General features: G+C 56.0%; 13 protein-coding genes, 1 tRNA gene and 1 pseudogene. 6 read left to right on the top strand and 9 right to left on the bottom strand.

The window, feature by feature from the left end; genetic code table 11:
- Window positions 1-117 precede the first annotated feature (117 nt).
- The gene (locus tag H2515_RS07910) at window positions 118-432 is read left to right on the top strand and encodes a DUF202 domain-containing protein (RefSeq protein WP_198659772.1); all 315 of its coding nucleotides are present in this window, start codon (window positions 118-120) and stop codon (window positions 430-432) included.
- Complete coding sequence (locus H2515_RS07915) at window positions 432-797, top strand: DUF202 domain-containing protein (RefSeq protein ID WP_051984785.1); 366 nt, start codon at window positions 432-434, stop codon at window positions 795-797. Before H2515_RS07910 ends, H2515_RS07915 begins: the two co-directional genes overlap by 1 nt.
- A 15-nt stretch (window positions 798-812) precedes the next feature.
- On the opposite strand, the gene atpC is transcribed toward H2515_RS07915, so the two are convergent.
- Together atpC and ligA are read right to left on the bottom strand one after the other, a co-directional pair.
- Window positions 813-1,328: an ATP synthase F1 subunit epsilon gene (gene atpC, locus H2515_RS07920; protein ID WP_035192654.1), complete on the bottom strand. Its 516-nt coding sequence runs from the start codon at window positions 1,326-1,328 to the stop codon at window positions 813-815.
- 2 nt (window positions 1,329-1,330) lie between these two features.
- The gene (gene ligA, locus H2515_RS07925) at window positions 1,331-3,349 is read right to left on the bottom strand and encodes an NAD-dependent DNA ligase LigA (RefSeq protein WP_241162223.1); all 2,019 of its coding nucleotides are present in this window, start codon (window positions 3,347-3,349) and stop codon (window positions 1,331-1,333) included.
- A gap of 137 nt (window positions 3,350-3,486) precedes the next feature.
- On the opposite strand from ligA, the gene H2515_RS07930 reads away from it, so the two are divergent.
- Window positions 3,487-4,179: a histidinol-phosphatase gene (locus tag H2515_RS07930; protein ID WP_035192650.1), complete on the top strand. Its 693-nt coding sequence runs from the start codon at window positions 3,487-3,489 to the stop codon at window positions 4,177-4,179.
- Window positions 4,180-4,193: 14 nt separating this feature from the next.
- On the opposite strand, the gene smc is transcribed toward H2515_RS07930, so the two are convergent.
- A complete protein-coding gene (smc, locus tag H2515_RS07935) occupies window positions 4,194-7,646 on the bottom strand; it encodes a chromosome segregation protein SMC (protein ID WP_198659773.1) in 3,453 nt (1,150 codons plus the stop codon).
- A 61-nt stretch (window positions 7,647-7,707) separates the two neighbouring features.
- On the opposite strand from smc, the gene queF reads away from it, so the two are divergent.
- The gene (queF, locus tag H2515_RS07940) at window positions 7,708-8,133 is read left to right on the top strand and encodes a preQ(1) synthase (protein ID WP_198659774.1); all 426 of its coding nucleotides are present in this window, start codon (window positions 7,708-7,710) and stop codon (window positions 8,131-8,133) included.
- Between the two features lie 43 nt (window positions 8,134-8,176).
- Here queF and H2515_RS07945 read toward each other — a convergent pair whose 3' ends face one another.
- A complete protein-coding gene (locus H2515_RS07945) occupies window positions 8,177-8,950 on the bottom strand; it encodes a DUF481 domain-containing protein (RefSeq protein ID WP_035192644.1) in 774 nt (257 codons plus the stop codon).
- Window positions 8,951-9,313: 363 nt separating this feature from the next.
- Between H2515_RS07945 and H2515_RS07950 the strand changes: the two genes are divergently transcribed.
- Window positions 9,314-9,398, top strand: a tRNA-Leu gene (locus H2515_RS07950).
- A gap of 187 nt (window positions 9,399-9,585) precedes the next feature.
- Window positions 9,586-9,744 (top strand): annotated as a pseudogene (locus H2515_RS07955) (transposase domain-containing protein); the annotation flags it as partial.
- A gap of 4 nt (window positions 9,745-9,748) precedes the next feature.
- Here the strand turns inward: H2515_RS07955 and H2515_RS07960 are convergent.
- Genes H2515_RS07960 through H2515_RS07975 form a run of 5 tightly spaced genes read right to left on the bottom strand, consistent with a single transcriptional unit; the run spans window position 9,749 to window position 17,308 of the window.
- Entirely contained in the window at window positions 9,749-11,053 is a 1,305-nt protein-coding gene (locus H2515_RS07960) for a GGDEF domain-containing protein (protein WP_198659775.1), read from the bottom strand.
- A gap of 45 nt (window positions 11,054-11,098) precedes the next feature.
- A complete protein-coding gene (locus H2515_RS16330; RefSeq protein ID WP_269802036.1) occupies window positions 11,099-11,530 on the bottom strand; it encodes a glycosyl hydrolase family 8 in 432 nt (143 codons plus the stop codon).
- Window positions 11,531-11,556: 26 nt separating this feature from the next.
- Window positions 11,557-12,351, bottom strand: coding sequence for a glycosyl hydrolase family 8 (locus tag H2515_RS16335; RefSeq protein ID WP_269802037.1), 795 nt, complete (start codon window positions 12,349-12,351; stop codon window positions 11,557-11,559).
- A 29-nt stretch (window positions 12,352-12,380) separates the two neighbouring features.
- Complete coding sequence (locus H2515_RS07970) at window positions 12,381-15,227, bottom strand: cellulose synthase subunit BcsC-related outer membrane protein (RefSeq protein WP_232821296.1); 2,847 nt, start codon at window positions 15,225-15,227, stop codon at window positions 12,381-12,383.
- Window positions 15,224-17,308, bottom strand: a complete 2,085-nt coding sequence (locus H2515_RS07975; RefSeq protein ID WP_198659776.1) for a cellulose biosynthesis cyclic di-GMP-binding regulatory protein BcsB — start codon at window positions 17,306-17,308, stop codon at window positions 15,224-15,226. Before H2515_RS07975 ends, H2515_RS07970 begins: the two co-directional genes overlap by 4 nt.
- Between the last annotated feature and the right edge of the window lie 4 nt (window positions 17,309-17,312).

Consider the following 17,312-nt stretch of genomic DNA (forward strand, 5'->3'; position numbering starts at 1 on the left):
ATTTTCCGCGATAAAAAATCATTGCCTGACGAATGCTTTCCCATCTTTTCGCCTTGTCTTATAATACAGTCTCCGCCCTCGCCCGCCACCCTTATGATAAGGAACTTAGAGAGTACCATGCGCCATCTGCCCTATGATGATTACAACAAGAAAGAGATGGTTCTGCGTGACTTTCTTGCCATGGACAGAACGGTATTTGCGGGTACCCGCACTTTTCTAGGTTATATTCGTGTGACCTTGACTCTGATCATTGCCACGCTTATTTTTATTCGTGTATTCAATGGCTATCTTGAGGACCATCTGTTTTATCTGGGTTTTGTTCTCGCATTGATTATCCTGGCCGCAGGTATTTCTCTCTATCTGAAAATTAAAACACACTATAAAAATTTACAACGAATGGAAGCCTACGAAAAGATAGAAGATGATCTATAATGAAACCCCGATTCTTATTCAACCACCTGGATGCGCATCGCGATTATTTTCATACCTATCCGAAAAGTAAATTGGTGCTCCGTGACTGGCTCGCACTGGATCGCACAGCAGCAGCCAACCGGCGGACTTTATATGCTTTTTTGCGCACCACGCTGGACTTGGCCATAGCTGGTTTGGTACTGATTCACTTCTTTAACTATCACTCCGTTATCGTTCTCGGTGTGCTATTTATTTTATTATCAATGGTTGTCGGGGGCTTTAGCTACTTCCGATTTTTACGGGTTCAGAGTCACTACCATAAGTTTTTGCGAGATTCTGGAGCGCACTTTCCACCTATTCTGGCGCGCAAAGACCACCATTCCTAATCTGGCCCAGGGTTCTTAGTCTTCCAGCTCTTGCGCGTTCACTTTTGGCACGCTCTGCAAAGGCGGACGTTCCCAGTCGTAATTACTCGTTTTGCCACCCCGTTGTTCGCACGCCTGATAGCGCTGATAGGCGCTTACTTTCGCCTGTTCTCTCTGTAATTCCAGTTCGGCGCGGGCAAAATCCATGGGAGGTACAGCATCTTTCGCCAATGTGGCCTGGGCATCTTTAATGCGGCTCTGTGTATCATGGAGGTCAATATCCATGATCCGCAGACTTGCATTGGCGAGTATCGTCACGATATCGGGCTGAATCTCTAACAATCCGCCTTCCAGAAAAAGAATCTGTGTCTGACCATCGGCTTTGGTAATACGCAGCTCTCCGGCGCGCAGCCCTGACAGCAAGGGCGCATGCCCTGGCAGAATTCCGATCTCACCCAGCTCCGCCGGCACTGCCGCAAAACGTGCCATACCGCTGTACACTTCGCCATGAACATCGACCACATTGATACGGAATGTTCTACTCTGCTGCATGCTTATTCCTTTTTTGAAAGCATTGCCAAAAATTGTGCTTCAGTGAGCTGTTTCAGGCCCAGCTTTGCGGCTTTTTCCGCCTTGCTGCCCGCCTCTTTACCGACAATCACGTAGCTTGTTTTAGCGGAAACGGCGCTGCTGACTTTTCCGCCCCTATTTTCTATGGCGACTTTGGCATCTTCCCGGGTCATACTGTCCAAAGAGCCAGTGAGTACCAGGGTCATCCCCCGAAAACACCCGCCTTTTTGCGGTTCGACGACATCCCAATCCAAACCACCAGTCCGTAATGCCGCGATCACGTCCAGGTTATGGGGCTGGGCAAAAAAATGTACGATGGATTCTGCCACTACGGGCCCCACGTCGGGAATATTCTGCAAGACTTCCGGCGTCGCCGCCAGTAACGGTTCCAGGTCGCCAAAATAGGCTGCCAAAGATTTAGCCGTGCTTTCTCCCACCTGACGGATACCCAGGGCGTAGAGGAAGCGCGAGAGACTGGTATGACGGGACTGCTCTATTTCCGCCAGCAGTTTTTGGGCGGAGCGACTGGCCATGCGCTCCAATCCGCAAAGTGCGGCCTCATCCAGATGATAAATATCGGCTACGGAATGCACCAGACCTCGTTCGACCAGTTGCTGGACGAGCTTCTCGCCCAAGCCCCGGATATCCATGGCCTTGCGCGCGGCGAAGTGCTCGACAGCGCCCATCCGTTGTGCCGGGCAGTACAGCCCACCCATGCAGCGGTGCGCCGATTCGTTGGCCAGCCGCAGGACTTCCGAGTCACAAACCGGACAACGCAACGGCATTTGCCAAGGTTGTGCCGCTGGTAGACGTTCCTCCTTGAGCACCATGACCACTTCCGGAATCACATCCCCGGCACGGCGCACCAGTACCGTGTCGCCCACGCGTATATCTTTACGATCCACCTCATCCTGATTATGCAAACTGGCGCGACTCACGGTCACGCCACCCACTTGCACCGGCTGCAAGACAGCCACCGGAGTAATTACACCGGTGCGCCCCACGGAAGCCAGGATATCTTCGACCACGGTACGCTCTTCGTGCGCCGGAAATTTATAGGCAATGGCCCAACGCGGTGCGCGAGCGGTAAAGCCTAAGCGCTCCCTGGCCGTCAAATCATCGACCTTGAATACGAGACCGTCGATTTCAAAAGGCATGCTTTCGCGTGATTTCTGCATTTCATTGAAATAGCTTTCGCATTCCATAAGATGGCGAACATTGCGCAAGTAAGATGTCACCTCAAAACCCCAGACAGAAAGGCTGTGCATCACCGCGCTGTGCGATCCCCCCAGCGGCGCACTGTTTTCTCCCCATCCCCAGGGAAAGAACGCCAGGGGGCGTTTCGCTGTTATTTTAGAATCCAGTTGCCGCAGACTGCCCGCTGCCGCATTGCGTGGATTGGCAAAGGGATTTTCTCCCTCATGCAGGCGCTCTTCATTCAATCGCTGGAAAGCCGCCACAGGAATCACCACCTCCCCGCGTATCTCCAACAGATCCGGCCAGCCCTTGCCGGCCAGTTGCAGAGGAATATTGCGGATGGTGCGGACATTGGCGGTGACATCCTCGCCACTTTGACCATCGCCGCGGGTCCCGGCCTGCATCAGCTTGCCATCCACATAACGGATGTTGACCGAAAGACCATCAAACTTGGGTTCGGCACTCAGCGCAACCTCTTCAAGGTGCAGCCCTTTTTGCACACGCCCCAGCCAATCACGAAATCCATCCTGATCAAATACGTTATCCAGGGAGGTCATCGCTACGCTATAGTGAACTTCGGTAAAGGCGTCCAGGGGCGCTGCCCCTACTCTCTGGGTCGGCGAATCGGCACTTTGCCATTGCGGATTGCGGTCCTCCAGACGGCGGAGTTCGCGCAGACGTGCATCATATTCCGCATCACTCAGAGTCGGTGCATCTTGCTGATAATACGCTTTATTGGCGGCCACCAATTCGGCCCGCAACTGCTGGATACGCTTAAAGTCCGTAGGATTGCCCTGCACCACCATCCGCTCCTTGCTTTCGAGAATATACCCTGCGCATGCACCTGTTGCGCGCCCAGTCCCTGGCAAATTATACCAGAAAGCACATTTGCGATATGCTGGCGCGGCATTTGCCATTGCCCAACTCACTGGACGGAGAACCTATGGCCCTCACTCTTTTTGATCTGGACAACACGCTGCTGTCTGGCGACTCTGATCATGCCTGGATGAAATTTCTCGGCAGCCGCGGCATTGTGGACGCCGAGTGCTTCAATCGTCGCAATGACCAGTTTTATGCGGACTATATGGCGGGCACCCTGGATATTCAGGCTTTCCTGAATTTTCAGCTCACCCCTCTGGCTGCACACCCGCGTGCTCAGCTCAATGCCTGGCACCGGGAATATCTGCAGGAATGGGTGCTACCGATGATTTCGGAGCGCGCCCGCGCCCTGATCGAGGATCATCGCCGGCAAGGCGATCTGCTGGTCATCATCACCGCCACGAATCGTTTTGTGACGGCACCCATTGCGGAAGAACTGGGGATTGCGCACCTGCTCGCGACGGAGCCCGAAGAGACAGCGACAGGGGAATTTACCGGCCAGACGGTTGGTATCCCCTGTTTTCAGGCGGGCAAAGTGCAACGCTTACGGGACTGGTTGCAGATACAGGGACTGGACTGGGAGAGCGCTTTGCAAGATAGCACTTTCTATAGTGACTCCCACAATGATCTGCCTTTACTGGAAACCGTCACCCACCCCGTCGCGGTTGACCCCGATCCGCGCCTGCGCGCCCTCGCCGAAGCCCGGGGGTGGCCTATTCTTTCGCTGCACCTGGCGCCTGTCGAACAACACGCCTGAATCCGGAATTCGCATTAAGGCGCCGCTTCCTCGCGGCGCGCCGCCTGCGCAAGCGTATCGGCTACCTCAACCCGTACAATACGGGAGATACCCGGCTCGGTCATGGTAACACCCACCAGTTGCTCGGCGACCTGCATGGTCAGACTGCGATGGGTCACGATCAAAAACTGGGTCTGTGCCGCCATTTTCTGTACCAGATGACAGAAACGTCCGACGTTGGCATCGTCCAGCGGTGCATCTACTTCATCCAGCACACAAAAGGGCGCGGGATTCAAGCGGAACAAGGCAAATACCAACGCAATGGCGGTGAGTGCCTTCTCGCCGCCGGAGAGTTGCTGCAGACTGGCGTTGCGTTTGCCCGGCGGTTGCGCACGCAGGACCAGTCCCGCATCCAGCAGGTCCTCGCCCACCAGGCTCAGTTGCGCCTGCCCGCCACCAAAAAGAGTGGCAAAAAGTTCCTGTAAGGCTTGGTTGACCTTATCGAGGGTGTCACGAAAACGGGCAGTCGTTTCCTGATCCATGGCCGCCATCGCCTCTTCCAGACTTTGCAGGGCGGATTCCACATCTTCGACCTGGCTCAGCAGATTACCGCGGTGCCCTTCCAGCTCCTGCAACTCTTCCTCGGCAGCAAGATTCACATTGCCAAGACGGGCGATAGCCGTACTGATCCGCGCGATATTTTCTTCGCAGAGAGACCCATCTGGGCAAGGCCCGGGGTCTCCACCCAAATCCTGTGCGAGTAGCGCGGCGCGTTGCTGGTATTCTTCCAGGCGCGCCTGCAGGCCCGCCAGTTGCTGATCGGCGGCGGCCCCGGACTGTTGCAGGACGCGCAGCCGTTCCTCCAGCCGGTGGCGCTGGCTTTCTTGCTGACGAATCTGCTGCTCTGCGCTCTGTGCCGCGCTCTGCAAGGCCAACAACTGGGCATTACGCTCCGCCCGCAAACCCGCTACGGCCTCCCGTGCCGCCTCCATTTCCGGCAGCTCTGTTTGCAGGCGGGCAAGCTCCTCGTCGCCCTGAGTCGCCGTCATGGCAAAGTGATCCCTTTGCTGTTGCAGATCTACGGCACGGGCAACGGCGGCCTCTGACTCAGCCTGCAACCGCTGTTGCTGGACTTCCAACGACTGGCGTTCGTCCCGCAAGCGACCATAAGCTGCACGCAATTCACCTGCCCGACGCCGCAGTCCATCGGTCATCCGCTGCGCGTTTTGTACCGACTGCTCCAAATCCTGCCAGCCGCGTTCATCGACAGCCAAATCCTGATGCAGTCCTTGCATGCGTGACTCTAATATGGCCCGTTCGTTGCCGAGTCGCCCGGACTCAGCAACGCGTTCTGTCCGCTGTCGCTCTTCGGCCTCCACCCGACTGCGCAGACCGGCCAGTGATTCCCGATCCTGGGCATATTGTCGGCTTAGAGCCTGGCAACGGCTGTCTGCGGCTTTGACCTGCTCCTGGAGGGCCTGTACTTGTTGTTCCGCCGCCGTCAATGCCATGTGTGCCACAGTCAACGCTGCCTGTGCCTGACGAAAACTCTCGCTATTTTCCGCCAGTTCGCGGCGACATTGCAGCAGACTGGCGCCATTTTCGTTCTCGGGATATTCCATTCCCGAACGATGCACCAATACACCCTGTGGCGTAATCCATGCCTCTCCCGCCTGCAATTGCTGCCGCTGACCGAGGGCGCAGGCCAGATCCGGAGCCATGCGCAGTCCCCACAGCCAGTCACTTAGCCCCAAGTCCAAAGTCTCTGGTCTTTCCAGGGCCTGCACCAGTGCATCTTGCGGCAAGTCGGGTGGTAACGCCGCGCTCTTCCATAAGACTGTGTCCTGCGTGACCGCGCTGTCGCCTTCCATCACCGCGGCGTGCAGGCGACCACGCAACACCCCCTCCACTGCCCGCTCCCAGCCGGGTAACACCCGTATCTGGTCCACCAGTCGGGTGTTTGCCGTGTCATTGTTCGCTGCCGGTTTTTGCAGCCGTTGCAACAGACTTTCCAGTGCCTTTTGCCGGGCTTCGCACTCTTGCACCCTGGCCTGCGCGGTATCGCGCGGTTCGCGCAAAGCAGTGGCCTGTGCCTGGGCTGCTTCCAGGGCATCGCGTTGCCCCAGAAGTGCTGTTGCGGCCTCTTTTAACGACATTTCCCCGGATTCACAACGCGCTTCCAGAGCTGCCAAAGCGGGGCGGTCTGAAGGTGCTTCCGCAATCTGCTGTTGCAAGCGTCGTTCAATATCCCGCAGACGCGGCTCCAGCTCACGGATTTGCGCCGTCGTTACGTCCCTTTTACGACGCAGTTCTGCCAAAGCCTGCTGCTGTTGCTGACGTTCCTGATCCTGTTTTTCAAGCGCGCGCTCCGCTTCCTGCCGTCCGCGTCGGGCACGCTCTTCTTCTTCGGTCAGGGCGTGCTGATCTGCGGCTAACTTCTGCAAACGCTGCTGCCGCTGACTTTCACTCTCCGTCTGACGTGCTTGTTCAAATTGGATTTTCTGTAGCTGTGCCCGCTGCTGGTCCACCCCACTCTGACAACGTTGGATCGCCGTCTGTTGTTCCCGAAGCCGATGCATCACATCGCTTTGCCGGGCCTGCACCTCATACAGTTCGCCTTGGGCGACGGCGATGGCGTCGTGGCCATGGCGTTCTTCCACACGCAGTTGATCCAGCGACTGCGCTGCAGCAATAAGATGGCGTTCTTCCTGCTGATAGCTTGCTTGCAGTGCGGCGCGCCGCACCGCGGTCTGTTGCTGCTCCGTTTCGAGAAGCTCCACGCGAAGGGTCGCACCCCACCACTGCCATTGACGCTCCTCTACCCGTAGGGCGCGCAGCTTTTGCGCCGCCTGGGCCTGCCGCTGCAAGCGTTGCCACTGACCATCCATCTCGCCGTGAATATCACGCAAGCGCTGCAGATGCTCACGCGTTTCAGCAATGCGTTGTGTGGTTTCCCGGCGGCGCTCCTTGTAACGGCTGATGCCGCCCGCCTCTTCGAGAATGGCGCGCAGATCGTCCGGGCGTGCTTCAATAATGCGCCCGATGGTTCCCTGCTCAACGATGGCATAAGCATTGCCGCCGAGTCCGGTGCCGAGAAACAAGTCGCCCACATCGCGCCGCCGACAGCGGGCACCGTTAATCCGGTAATGGCCGTCGCCCTTGCGATCCAGGCTGCGCTTGACGCTGATTTCGGCCACGTCAGCAAAAGCGCCGGGGGCCGCCCCATCACTGTTATCAAAGCGCAACTCGACCATCGCCATGGGGGCGGCCGGGCGACTGTCGCCACCATTGGAAATCACATCGCTCAGGACGCCGCTACGCAGCTGGCGCGCCGAGGATTCACCGAGTACCCAGCGCAGGGCATCGACCGTATTGGATTTGCCGCAACCATTAGGCCCGACGATCACCACCGGATTGGCGTCGAACTGAATGCGCGTGTTTTCGCGGAAGGATTTAAAGCCTTGGAGGATAATGGCCGAGAGGCGCATGAAGGGATATTTTTGCTATAGTATGCCGAATCGGTGAAGCACAGATAATGAGGAGTTCCAGATGCCCAGTCAACCCAGCAAAACCTTAGAGCGTTTTTCTAATCCTCACCCCGAGCGCGACTATGTCGTGCACATGGATCTGCCCGAATTTACCTGCCTCTGCCCGCTGACTGGGCAACCCGACTTTGCACACTTTATACTGGACTTCATCCCGGATCAGTACAATGTCGAGCTGAAATCCCTCAAACTTTATCTCTGGAGCTTTCGCGACGAAGGCGCCTTTCACGAGGCCATGACCAACCGCATCGCTGACCATCTGATCCATCTGATCAACCCACGCTATCTGCGCCTACTGGGACGCTGGTATGTGCGCGGCGGCATCACCACCGATATACTCATCGAGCACCGCCAACCAGGGTGGCAAAATCCGCACCTACTCAACCAATTGCCGCCCGTGCATTGGGCGCAACACCAGCCAGGCTATTAACCGGCACAACACAAATTAACCACCCATGAGGCGCTCTGAGCTACTAAAAGTGGTACATCAAATCCGCCGTAGTAATGGTATTGAATTTCTTATAATAGCTAATCACCGGAAACTCATTATATGTGGCGGTATAAGATAATTGCAAATTAAAATTCCCATACAGTCGGGATTCAAGGCTGGTAATCGATTCATAAGTATTATTGTTGGCTGTTGACAGTAGTGTAGTTACAGCTTCCTTGAAAGTTGCGTGATGGGTCAAGTGCCATCGATAATTAACCGCCAGCCGGGCGGCTGGGCTAGTTTGACGTTTCTGACCTATGGGTTGATCTTCCTGAGCACCGATACCTCCTTGGTAATCCAAGGACATCGTCTTATTTAAATGTATGACATTACCTTCGCCTATAATTTCTGTCAGATGGTAAAAGTAGCCGTTAAACTGATTGCGATCATAACGAATATTAGCGAAAACATAGCGAATCTTTGGTTTAAAGTAATATCGAGTCTGGTTTCCCAACACGAGACGGTTGGCATAGATAGCCGACGATGCGGCAGTGTAATTATAACTCACGTGCGCCCGATTTTGCCAATGATGCTTTTGCCAACGCACCCAATCATGACTATTGAGATTTAAAGAGGGAAATGTTCCAGTGGCACTGGAAAGCCCAAATGCGGCACTACCCGACCAGAGTTTCGAAGTTTTGGCCATAGCGCCTGTAATGGATGTCATCCATGCGGGAAATATGAACATTAAAACAAATATTATGCGCTTTCCATATTTATTATGGAATGAAATTTGGGATGTTTCAGGCAATCGCATATACTCTCCTGTTCATTATGGCTGGGATATTTTAATTCACAAAATTCGGCGTGATATGGACTACGTTTATCCGATTATCTCAAAAATTATTTACATAAAATCTACTGGATTAATTAATGCTACCGCAGCAGAATACCGATAATTATTCATTTTATCAAGGCGGTAGTTGTCGACCACGACAAACAACACCCTAACAATATAAGGAAAATACGTAAACCATTCTGATCGTCGACCAACAACCCCCGAACTTTAGAGGCGGCGCCAGCCCAAAGATGCAATGACACCCCTGCCAAAGCCGCCCGGTCTATGATAGGCTACAGGTTATCTGGGTAGATGCGTAAACGGACCCCCGGATTTTCTTCCGCCCAGGTGGCGAAATCGGTAGACGCAAGGGACTTAAAATCCCTCGGCTTATGCCGTGCCGGTTCGAGTCCGGCCCTGGGCACCACCTTAAAAATCAGTAAGTTATGGTGTAAATGTGCTAAACATAACTTTTGCTGACTGCCGCCAGCATCAACCAGGTATCAACCACTGACTCTCCCCATTCGCCAATGTTTACAATCCACCGGCTTCCAAAGCAGTGTGTCGTTTGCACAGTACCCGCCCTCCCCCACTTTTACTTAACCCCAGTTGGGGGCGCCAAACAGGTCGGCATCGTGCAGAGTCTGCTCCCCACCTGCCGACTCCACGATATCAACCCTTACGATTACCTGGTCGATGTCCTGCAGCGGGTCGGCCAGCACCCCAGCCCCACATCGTCTGAATTGACGCAGCGCCGCAGGAAGCAACGCTGAGTTTTCATGAAGCTGACTTCCCATATGTTTCACTGTATAGGGTGAAAAATTGTCTCCGCGTTGCCTTGGTGGCCTTTGCCACATAAAGCGCCTGATCCGCATGGTGTATTAATGCTTCATCAGAGGCATCATCAAAAGGAAATATGGTTAAGCCTAAGCTCACACCAATTTGTATTTTGTGATCATCATAAATGTAAGGTTTATCTGTCACCTCTTTGATGCGGTCCAATATTTGGCCAAGAACATCATAATTTTCGAGATTCTCAACAAGAATGACAAATTCATCACCCCCAAGACGAATTAGGGCGTCTGAGGCCCGCAATACATTTTTCCATCGCGCCGACACCTCCTGTAATATCCAGTCTCCAGCTTTATGGCCGAGCGTATCGTTCACAGCCTTGAAACCGTCCAGATCAAGCACCCCTAGAGCGAATAGGTTTTTTTGGCGAACACTGCGGGCTCTAGCTTCGGCCAGTCGTGGTGTTAGGTAGGCACGATTAGGTAATCCCGTCAGTGGATCACGCTGCGCCTGCTCTTTAGCTGTGACCATTAATTCCAGCATGCTGGGTGCCATGAGCAGATGCTTCAGACCTATGCGATCCAGGTATCCAGGCTGGTCACTTCCAAGTATCCACAGTGCATTCTGATGATCCAGACGAACGGGTAGCACCGCCGTCTCGCAGACCTGACCTCGAAGCATGCGCAAAATGGCGGGTGTTTCCAGTTTTGATAGATCATATATCCTGGATTTTTCTGGCAATTTTTCGCCAATCACTGAAGTGATCTGTTGCTTTTTTGGGGCATCGCTGATCGAATTAATAGTGCGATGAACCATACGCGATGGTTCATGGACATCCGTTAACCCGACCAGGCTGGACCATTTCATGGGGCCGATCGAACTCAACAACCTTCTACAAAAGTCATTAAACAGCTGCTCGGCATTTGCGTCCAGGTGAGCACCCGTTCGAAATGCATCTCCTATGAGATCGTAGAATTGATGATAATCCTCCCCGTCTATAGATCGCTTATTCCTAGTGAATGACCGAGGAATGGTTTTCATGCCGTGTTCTGCTATCGACTCTTCCCATGATGCGTTTATTTCTATATGTCTTTTTTTGCAAAATCTTGTTGCGTCTGGGATCGTGGTCATACACGCTTCACTATCTGTTTCCTGAAGTCGATAATAATTTGAGGCCGCCATCCAATGTAATGGGTTATTCAACGTACGCACATCCGTTGAATAACCCACACCTTCGTGAACACGCTGCTTTTTTACCTGGCTGTTTGTCGGGGGTCTGGTAGTAGCCATAAATAATACCTCCATGGATTTCATGCCATACAACGTAGCGTCTTTTTACTGTTTCCTATTTGACCAGGACGGCTTCAGTTCGCCGTTACGGTCAAATCGTATGGTGTGGTATACCCATCCCAAGGCGAAGAGGGCGAGGTTTTGATCATAGTAATGGGCTGTTTTGCCGTAGAGGCCATCTGCACGATCATAGTCGGCATTGAGTCTGAGCCACTGGTTGTGCACCGCCGGATTCATGTTTTTCTGCATCAGGTAGGGAATCAAGGCGGCGGAAAAGCCCGTTGGGCCTGTTCCCGAGGTCGCGCCAGTCTGCCAGTTTTCACTGACCGGTGGCAGCAGATGCGATTGCAGGTAATGCGCCATACCCGAAACGCTGTCCAGAATCCGTTGGGCACCCGGGGTATCGGGATTGCTCATGCCGGCCCAGAGATACACGCGAATGGCGTTATAGCTGCCATCGGCTCCCTGGGGGGCCATGTGGTACCCCTCTTGCGGGGAATAGGCTACCCAGTCTGGCGCGAAGCCATGGGGCTGACCGCCTTGATGAAGCCGGGCAGATGCGCCGCCATAGCGCGCCAGGGGCCATGTGGCAAGGCGTGCGCCAATCCTTCAACAACCGGCAGAGGCAGATAACTGGGGTTGAAGACGTAGGTATGCGGGGCGATGTGAAATCCCGCATTTCCGGGTATAAGCATCGTTCCGATACCCGGTAGGGTGACAACCTCTTTCTGGGCGATGTGTTTGGCCAGCAGCGTACCCATTGCCGTGTAGCTATTGCGGTCCCACAGGCGCCCTGCCTGAATCAAGGTGTAGGCGATCCACAAGTCCGCGTCCGCTGCCGAGTTGGTATCGAGTACGCCCCAGGTTTTATTGGGACGCTCGCCCCAGCGCCAAGCGGGCAAGTGCGCGGCAAGGCTGCCTTGCGCCAGGTTATCCTGGGTCCAGGTCAGAATGTTCTGGAACAGTTTGGGATTGTTCGCCACCAGTGCAAAAAACAAGGCGTAGGACTGCCCCTCTGACGTGGTGATGCCGCCATCGTTCCAGTCGATGACCCGCCCTTGCGGGTCGATGAATCGGGCCTGATAGCTGGACCAAAATTGGTACCAGGGTGCGGGATTGGGCGCTGAATCGCCGGCGCTTGGCAGCATCGCGCAGCCTTCCACCGCGAACAGCATGGCCAGCGACCCTAATCCCAGCCACCGGGCCCGCGACCGTAACCAACAGCGCAGATTCCGGCGGCGCGTTGCGGAAGAGGACGCACGCCCGGCAGGATCCGATTGCAGGTTCCATTCACGCATGGCGGTGCTCCCTATAGGTGTCGCGACCCTTATTCATAGCGCCCCATCCCCGCCACATACTGCGCGGGTATAAAGGTGCGGGCATGGTTTTCACCAAAGACATAGCGGATATCGAGCCCTGCCTGGGCCTGCTGAAAAGCGGGGTTAGCCTGATAGGAAGCGCCGGCATCGAGATACCAGTGGGTACTGATCCGCTGTGTCAGCACCACATTGACCGATCCCGCGATATTACTGCCACTGGAGGCCGTGTAGGGAGACAGGGACAGGCCCTGTGCGCTCAGTTGCGGGGTTATCTGATGGCGCAGCGGGCTAAAGCCCAGGTACGGCCCGCCGCCCTGATGCAGCCATTGATAACCGATGGCGGCACTCATGTTGATGCCCCCGCCCTGCCACCAATGGCTGGCACTCGCACTGAGGGAGGGTTGTGCCATCATTTGCGGGCTGAAGTAACCACCATAACCGGGAGACGTAAAACTGGCATTCCGGGCGTAGGTTTCCGCATAGAGGGATGGCCCCACGGTGACCCACCAACCGGGACCGGTATAGACGGGGTGCATCACGGCCAGATAGGTGCTGGCGCCATAATTGGTCTGAATGTTCTGGCCGGTAATGGCATTGAGATGCAGGGTGCCGATATAAGACCAGCCGTGTTTGCCGCCACTCAGATAACCGCTGGCACCGACCTGGTTACGCATGGCCGCGCCCCAGGTGTAGGGAATATTCAGGGATTGGCCGTGGTTGGCGGTGGCATGAATGTGCTCTTGCACGCCGTTGTAGGACAAGAGGGTTTGCCGCACGCTGTTACGCAAGAGATGGACACTCCAGTTGCTGCCGCTGTGCGATGGGATGACGGTGTAGCGCAACAAGCCTTGCACCGTCCCGCCCCCGATACCCGAAGGCGAGGTCCAACCCAGTGCGGCGCGCCAGTGATGGTGCGGTTCACGATTGTCGACGCCGAGTAAAAACTGGGGGGTCTGCCAGACGTGTCCGGTAGCACTCCCCGTGGCGCTAGAGGCGACATTAAAGGCCGGAAGCTGCCCGCTGGTCGGCTGGCCACCATACAGGTCAGGCGATGACAACTGGGCAAAAGCCGCCATATGCCAATTGATCCCCCACTGCGCCTGCAGGGAAGGCAGGTATTCGTGCATTTGGGTCATCCCGCTGTTATTGCCACCGCGCTCCTCCCAGGAGCCGCCCAAGGCCAGGTAGCTTGCGCGGGCAAGGGGGGGCACAACCTGATCGGGCGGCATGAAGCGCCAGGGAATCGTGTTGATATCGGCCCGATGGTCGCGCATGGTGGTCATCGGTAAATGCGACGCCAGAGGGCCCTTGGTCGTGGCCGCCAGTTGATAGGTGTGGGCCAGGTTATGGGTTTGCTGATCGGCGATCAATACCCCGACGGCATTGCCCGAAGAAGGATCCTGCCGGTAGAGCGTCGTGAACAAGGCACTGGCGGCTGCATAGTCTTTCGTATGCACCAAAGACCAGGCTTTGATGGTCTCCATGCCCGGAGACAAAGGACCAAACTGTTGCGCGGCCTGCAGGTGTTGCAGGGTGCCCTTATAATCACGGTTTTTGTAATCGCGCAGGGCCGCCATGATGGCATTATGCCGGCGAAAATGCTCCGATGCCGGGGTGCCTGCCGGCAGATGGGCCATCGCCTCGCGCGCGACGGGCACATCATTGTCGGCCATGGCGAGGTTGCCCACCGTCTGCCAGTCGGCGGCTTTGCCCGACCATTGCGCGGCCTTTACCCACCACTGCAAGGCTTCATGCGATTGATGATGGGCACCCAATATAGCGCCCATCAGACGCGCATCAGACGCCCTATGTAACTGGTTAATGGCCTCGGACTCGGGGGCTACCAGGGCGGCTGCTTCGGCGTTTTGATGTGCACTGTGCGCGCGTGCAGCCATCATCAGCACATACTGTAGGTGCTGTGTCTGCAAGGTCTGCCGAGCGTTCGGGAACTGGGCCTGCGCCCGGGTATAGAGCACCTGCATCTCCTGCGGCGGCAAGCGATTGGCGGCCTGATTCAAAATACCCTGCGCCTGTGCCGCATGCTGACTGTGCTGCAGCAGGGAAATATAGACGAGGGTGGCCTGATGCGGATGACCGGTCGCCGCCAGGGCCTCTGCCCAGGCCTGCCGGTTGCCTGCATAAGCGAGGGTGAACACGCTGGGGGTCTGCGCGTGTAGGGCGACAATCTGGGGCCACGCTTTTTGGCGCTCCAGTGTGCCGACGGCGCGACCGGCCAGCCCCTGATGCATCATCGCCAGCATTTTCTGTGGCGGCTGATAACTGGGGTCTTCACTCTGGATTTGCTGTATGGCGGACTGCAAGGCCTGCAGATGACCTTCACCCAGGAGCTGCCAGAGTCGGTTCTCTTCCAGCACATTCCGCATGGAAACGAGAGAGACATGGGTCTTGTCAGCGAGGGCACCCTGTCCGTAACGGGTCTGCAATTGCTGCATATGCATCCGCGCCAGCCCGCCCTGACCCACCCGGATTTCCGCCCAGATCGTTTTTTCCAGGAGCACAAAACCCATGGTCGCTTGCGGTTGCCAGCCGGGATATTGCGTCGTGGTCCGCTGTATCAGCGCCTGCGCCGTACGCAAGTGGTTACGGTTGATGGCCACCCATATTTTTTGTTCAGCCGTGTTGATCGCTGCGAGCGAGTGGTTCTTTTGGGTGTAGATGTTGCTGATCACATTGTTGGGCTGGCTTTGCTGAGACTGCAGCACATCGCTGGCACCCCGGGTCTGACCCGCCACCGGTGCAGCATAGGCACTGGCCGCATAGAGGGGGACGCCACCGGCAACCATGAGGGTGACCCAGGAGCGGATACTGGACGTTTTGCGGTTATTTTTTTTCATAGTGCCTCCTCGGCGCGCCATTGCGCTTTTTTACGCAGGGTAAATATCCATACAGCCAAAGTCGCAAACAAGACCGCGGCCAAACCCGCCAGTACCCAAAGCCAGGGCCTGACCGAGAACAGAAAGATCCAGAACCAGCCACTGTGCCGATTGCCGTACATGAAATGCGAACCGACCATGGTGGACTGATAGATCCCCTGACTATTCTGCCGGGCGAAATCCCCCTGTAGTTTGTTCCAGTTGGGCGCGGTTACCAGATTCCAGGCCGCCGCCTGCAGATTCTGGGTGTTGGTTGCGAGAAAAGTGACCGTAACGTGATCCTTATAGGGCGTGTGTGCCTCCACCAGATAGGCGGTGGCTGGCAACTGAGTGGCTCCCATCCATGGCTTTTCCGTGCCATGGCGGTTCGCCAACTGCCACTGGATACCATTCTGCAGCAGGCGCACGGGGCTGGCAGAAAGCCAAGATGCCGGGATAGAGGCTGGCGTCCCGATGGCCAGAACGTTACCCGTAACGGGCCTCGAAAAGGTGGCCTGCGCGCCGGGCAGGGGTGAATGTGCGGACTGGACCAGCCGTCCGAACAAGGTCAGGCCCGCCGACCAGTTCGCCAGGGTTCTTTCGCTATACCATACGGAAAGATGGCGTCCCGCCCCATGGACCACCAGGGGAAAGCCGGTGTGCTGAAAGAGGGCGAGATCAGGCAATACCGTATAACGGTGCGTGGTGGGCAACTGCAGGGTGGAACTTGGGAAGATGGATACCTTCCCACCGGCAATCTGAAAGGTGATGTGATTTTCTCCCCCGACCAGCGCCGAGAACGGGATAGTGGTCTGGTAATTGGCGACCCCCGGGGTGAGTTTCCACTCGGATATCCAGTGGTGATTGGCCATGACGGTGATGATGGGCTGGGTGGCGGGTTGCGTCAGCGGCTCCGTAGCCATGGTTAATTTCATCTTTAAATTGCTCTGCCGCGAGGCAAAGAGGCCACCCGGCATCCAGAAACCAATATCCGCAGTACCGTGGGGCGTGTTTAAGGTGGAGTTGCCGCCGTGAAGATCGTGCAGACTCACTACCTGCCCCGGATACACGGCATTCTGGGGACCAAAATTCATGGCCATCACCTGCGCACTACCGATGACACTCCAGCGATGACCGAGCGGTAGCATGTTACGGTTCACCGCAAAGGCGCGGGCGGCGGCGAGCACCTGGGCATCGTCGGTGCCGGTGAAAATCAGGATAACGCCCGGTGGATTGTCAGGATTGCGTACCAGGAGCACCGTCGGACCCGTAATGGGCGTGTGTGGCTGCATCGCAGCGGGCAAATCGGCAACTGGGGCGAGGAGGGCAGAGATGTCCGGATTGCCGGATACCGTGGGAGAGATCACGCCCGGACCCATCATTTGCGCCTTTACATGAAGGACTGCGGCTGAGCGCAGTGCCAGGCCTGCCACCGCCTCTTGCGCAGCCGTGAGCAGGGTGGGGTTGGGGGTCCCATAAAACTGGATCGGTAAGCGTAAAACGCCTTGTGCCGCAGACTCACTCAATATCATGGGCAAATGCGCAAAGTCTAAATGCTGCCACGGTAAACGCTGAGGCGTGTAGGTAAGTTGTGAGGCACTGTAGTCAATCTGAGTCCATGCCCCCGGCGAGACGGTTTTTGTGTGCGGTGCAGCGGGCCCGGGGATGGCCTGTATTTGCAGTGGGTAGCTGCCCGCAGAAAAAGCCTGATGGCCGAGCAAAACCGTGAAGCTTCCCCGTGGCAGTTTGGGGTTCAGGGAGACTGCACCGATAATTTTATGATCCATGGAGACCACCAGTTGGGACCCCGCCGTAGTATCCGGACTAGTCAGATAGTGTACCTGAAGTGTTGCGTTTTGGGCCGTGTAATGGGGTTGCACCTTCCAGGTCATCTGCGCGGTGTCATGACCGGAACGAAGCACCGCCACTTTTTTACCCTGCGTCAGCGCTGAAAGAGGCAGTGTCACCAGATCGCCCGCCGTTAGCGCGTTCGCTGGTACGATGCCAAGCAGCATGCAGGCAAGGCCTGCAGAGCATACAGCTGTTGCGTATTTGCGCTTCATCGTT

This window comes from Acidithiobacillus ferrivorans (assembly GCF_016250455.1).
Taxonomy (GTDB): Bacteria; Pseudomonadota; Gammaproteobacteria; order Acidithiobacillales; family Acidithiobacillaceae; genus Acidithiobacillus; species Acidithiobacillus ferrivorans.

Coding starts and splice junctions, on each gene's coding strand:
- H2515_RS07910 (WP_198659772.1), top strand. CDS start 118: ATGCGCCATCTGCCCTATGATGATTACAACAAGAAAGAGATGGTTCTG.
- H2515_RS07915 (WP_051984785.1), top strand. CDS start 432: ATGAAACCCCGATTCTTATTCAACCACCTGGATGCGCATCGCGATTAT.
- atpC (WP_035192654.1), bottom strand. CDS start 1,328: ATGCAGCAGAGTAGAACATTCCGTATCAATGTGGTCGATGTTCATGGC.
- ligA (WP_241162223.1), bottom strand. CDS start 3,349: ATGGTGGTGCAGGGCAATCCTACGGACTTTAAGCGTATCCAGCAGTTG.
- H2515_RS07930 (WP_035192650.1), top strand. CDS start 3,487: ATGGCCCTCACTCTTTTTGATCTGGACAACACGCTGCTGTCTGGCGAC.
- smc (WP_198659773.1), bottom strand. CDS start 7,646: ATGCGCCTCTCGGCCATTATCCTCCAAGGCTTTAAATCCTTCCGCGAA.
- queF (WP_198659774.1), top strand. CDS start 7,708: ATGCCCAGTCAACCCAGCAAAACCTTAGAGCGTTTTTCTAATCCTCAC.
- H2515_RS07945 (WP_035192644.1), bottom strand. CDS start 8,950: ATGCGATTGCCTGAAACATCCCAAATTTCATTCCATAATAAATATGGA.
- H2515_RS07960 (WP_198659775.1), bottom strand. CDS start 11,053: ATGGCTACTACCAGACCCCCGACAAACAGCCAGGTAAAAAAGCAGCGT.
- H2515_RS16330 (WP_269802036.1), bottom strand. CDS start 11,530: ATGGCCCCCCAGGGAGCCGATGGCAGCTATAACGCCATTCGCGTGTAT.
- H2515_RS16335 (WP_269802037.1), bottom strand. CDS start 12,351: ATGCGTGAATGGAACCTGCAATCGGATCCTGCCGGGCGTGCGTCCTCT.
- H2515_RS07970 (WP_232821296.1), bottom strand. CDS start 15,227: ATGAAAAAAAATAACCGCAAAACGTCCAGTATCCGCTCCTGGGTCACC.
- H2515_RS07975 (WP_198659776.1), bottom strand. CDS start 17,308: ATGAAGCGCAAATACGCAACAGCTGTATGCTCTGCAGGCCTTGCCTGC.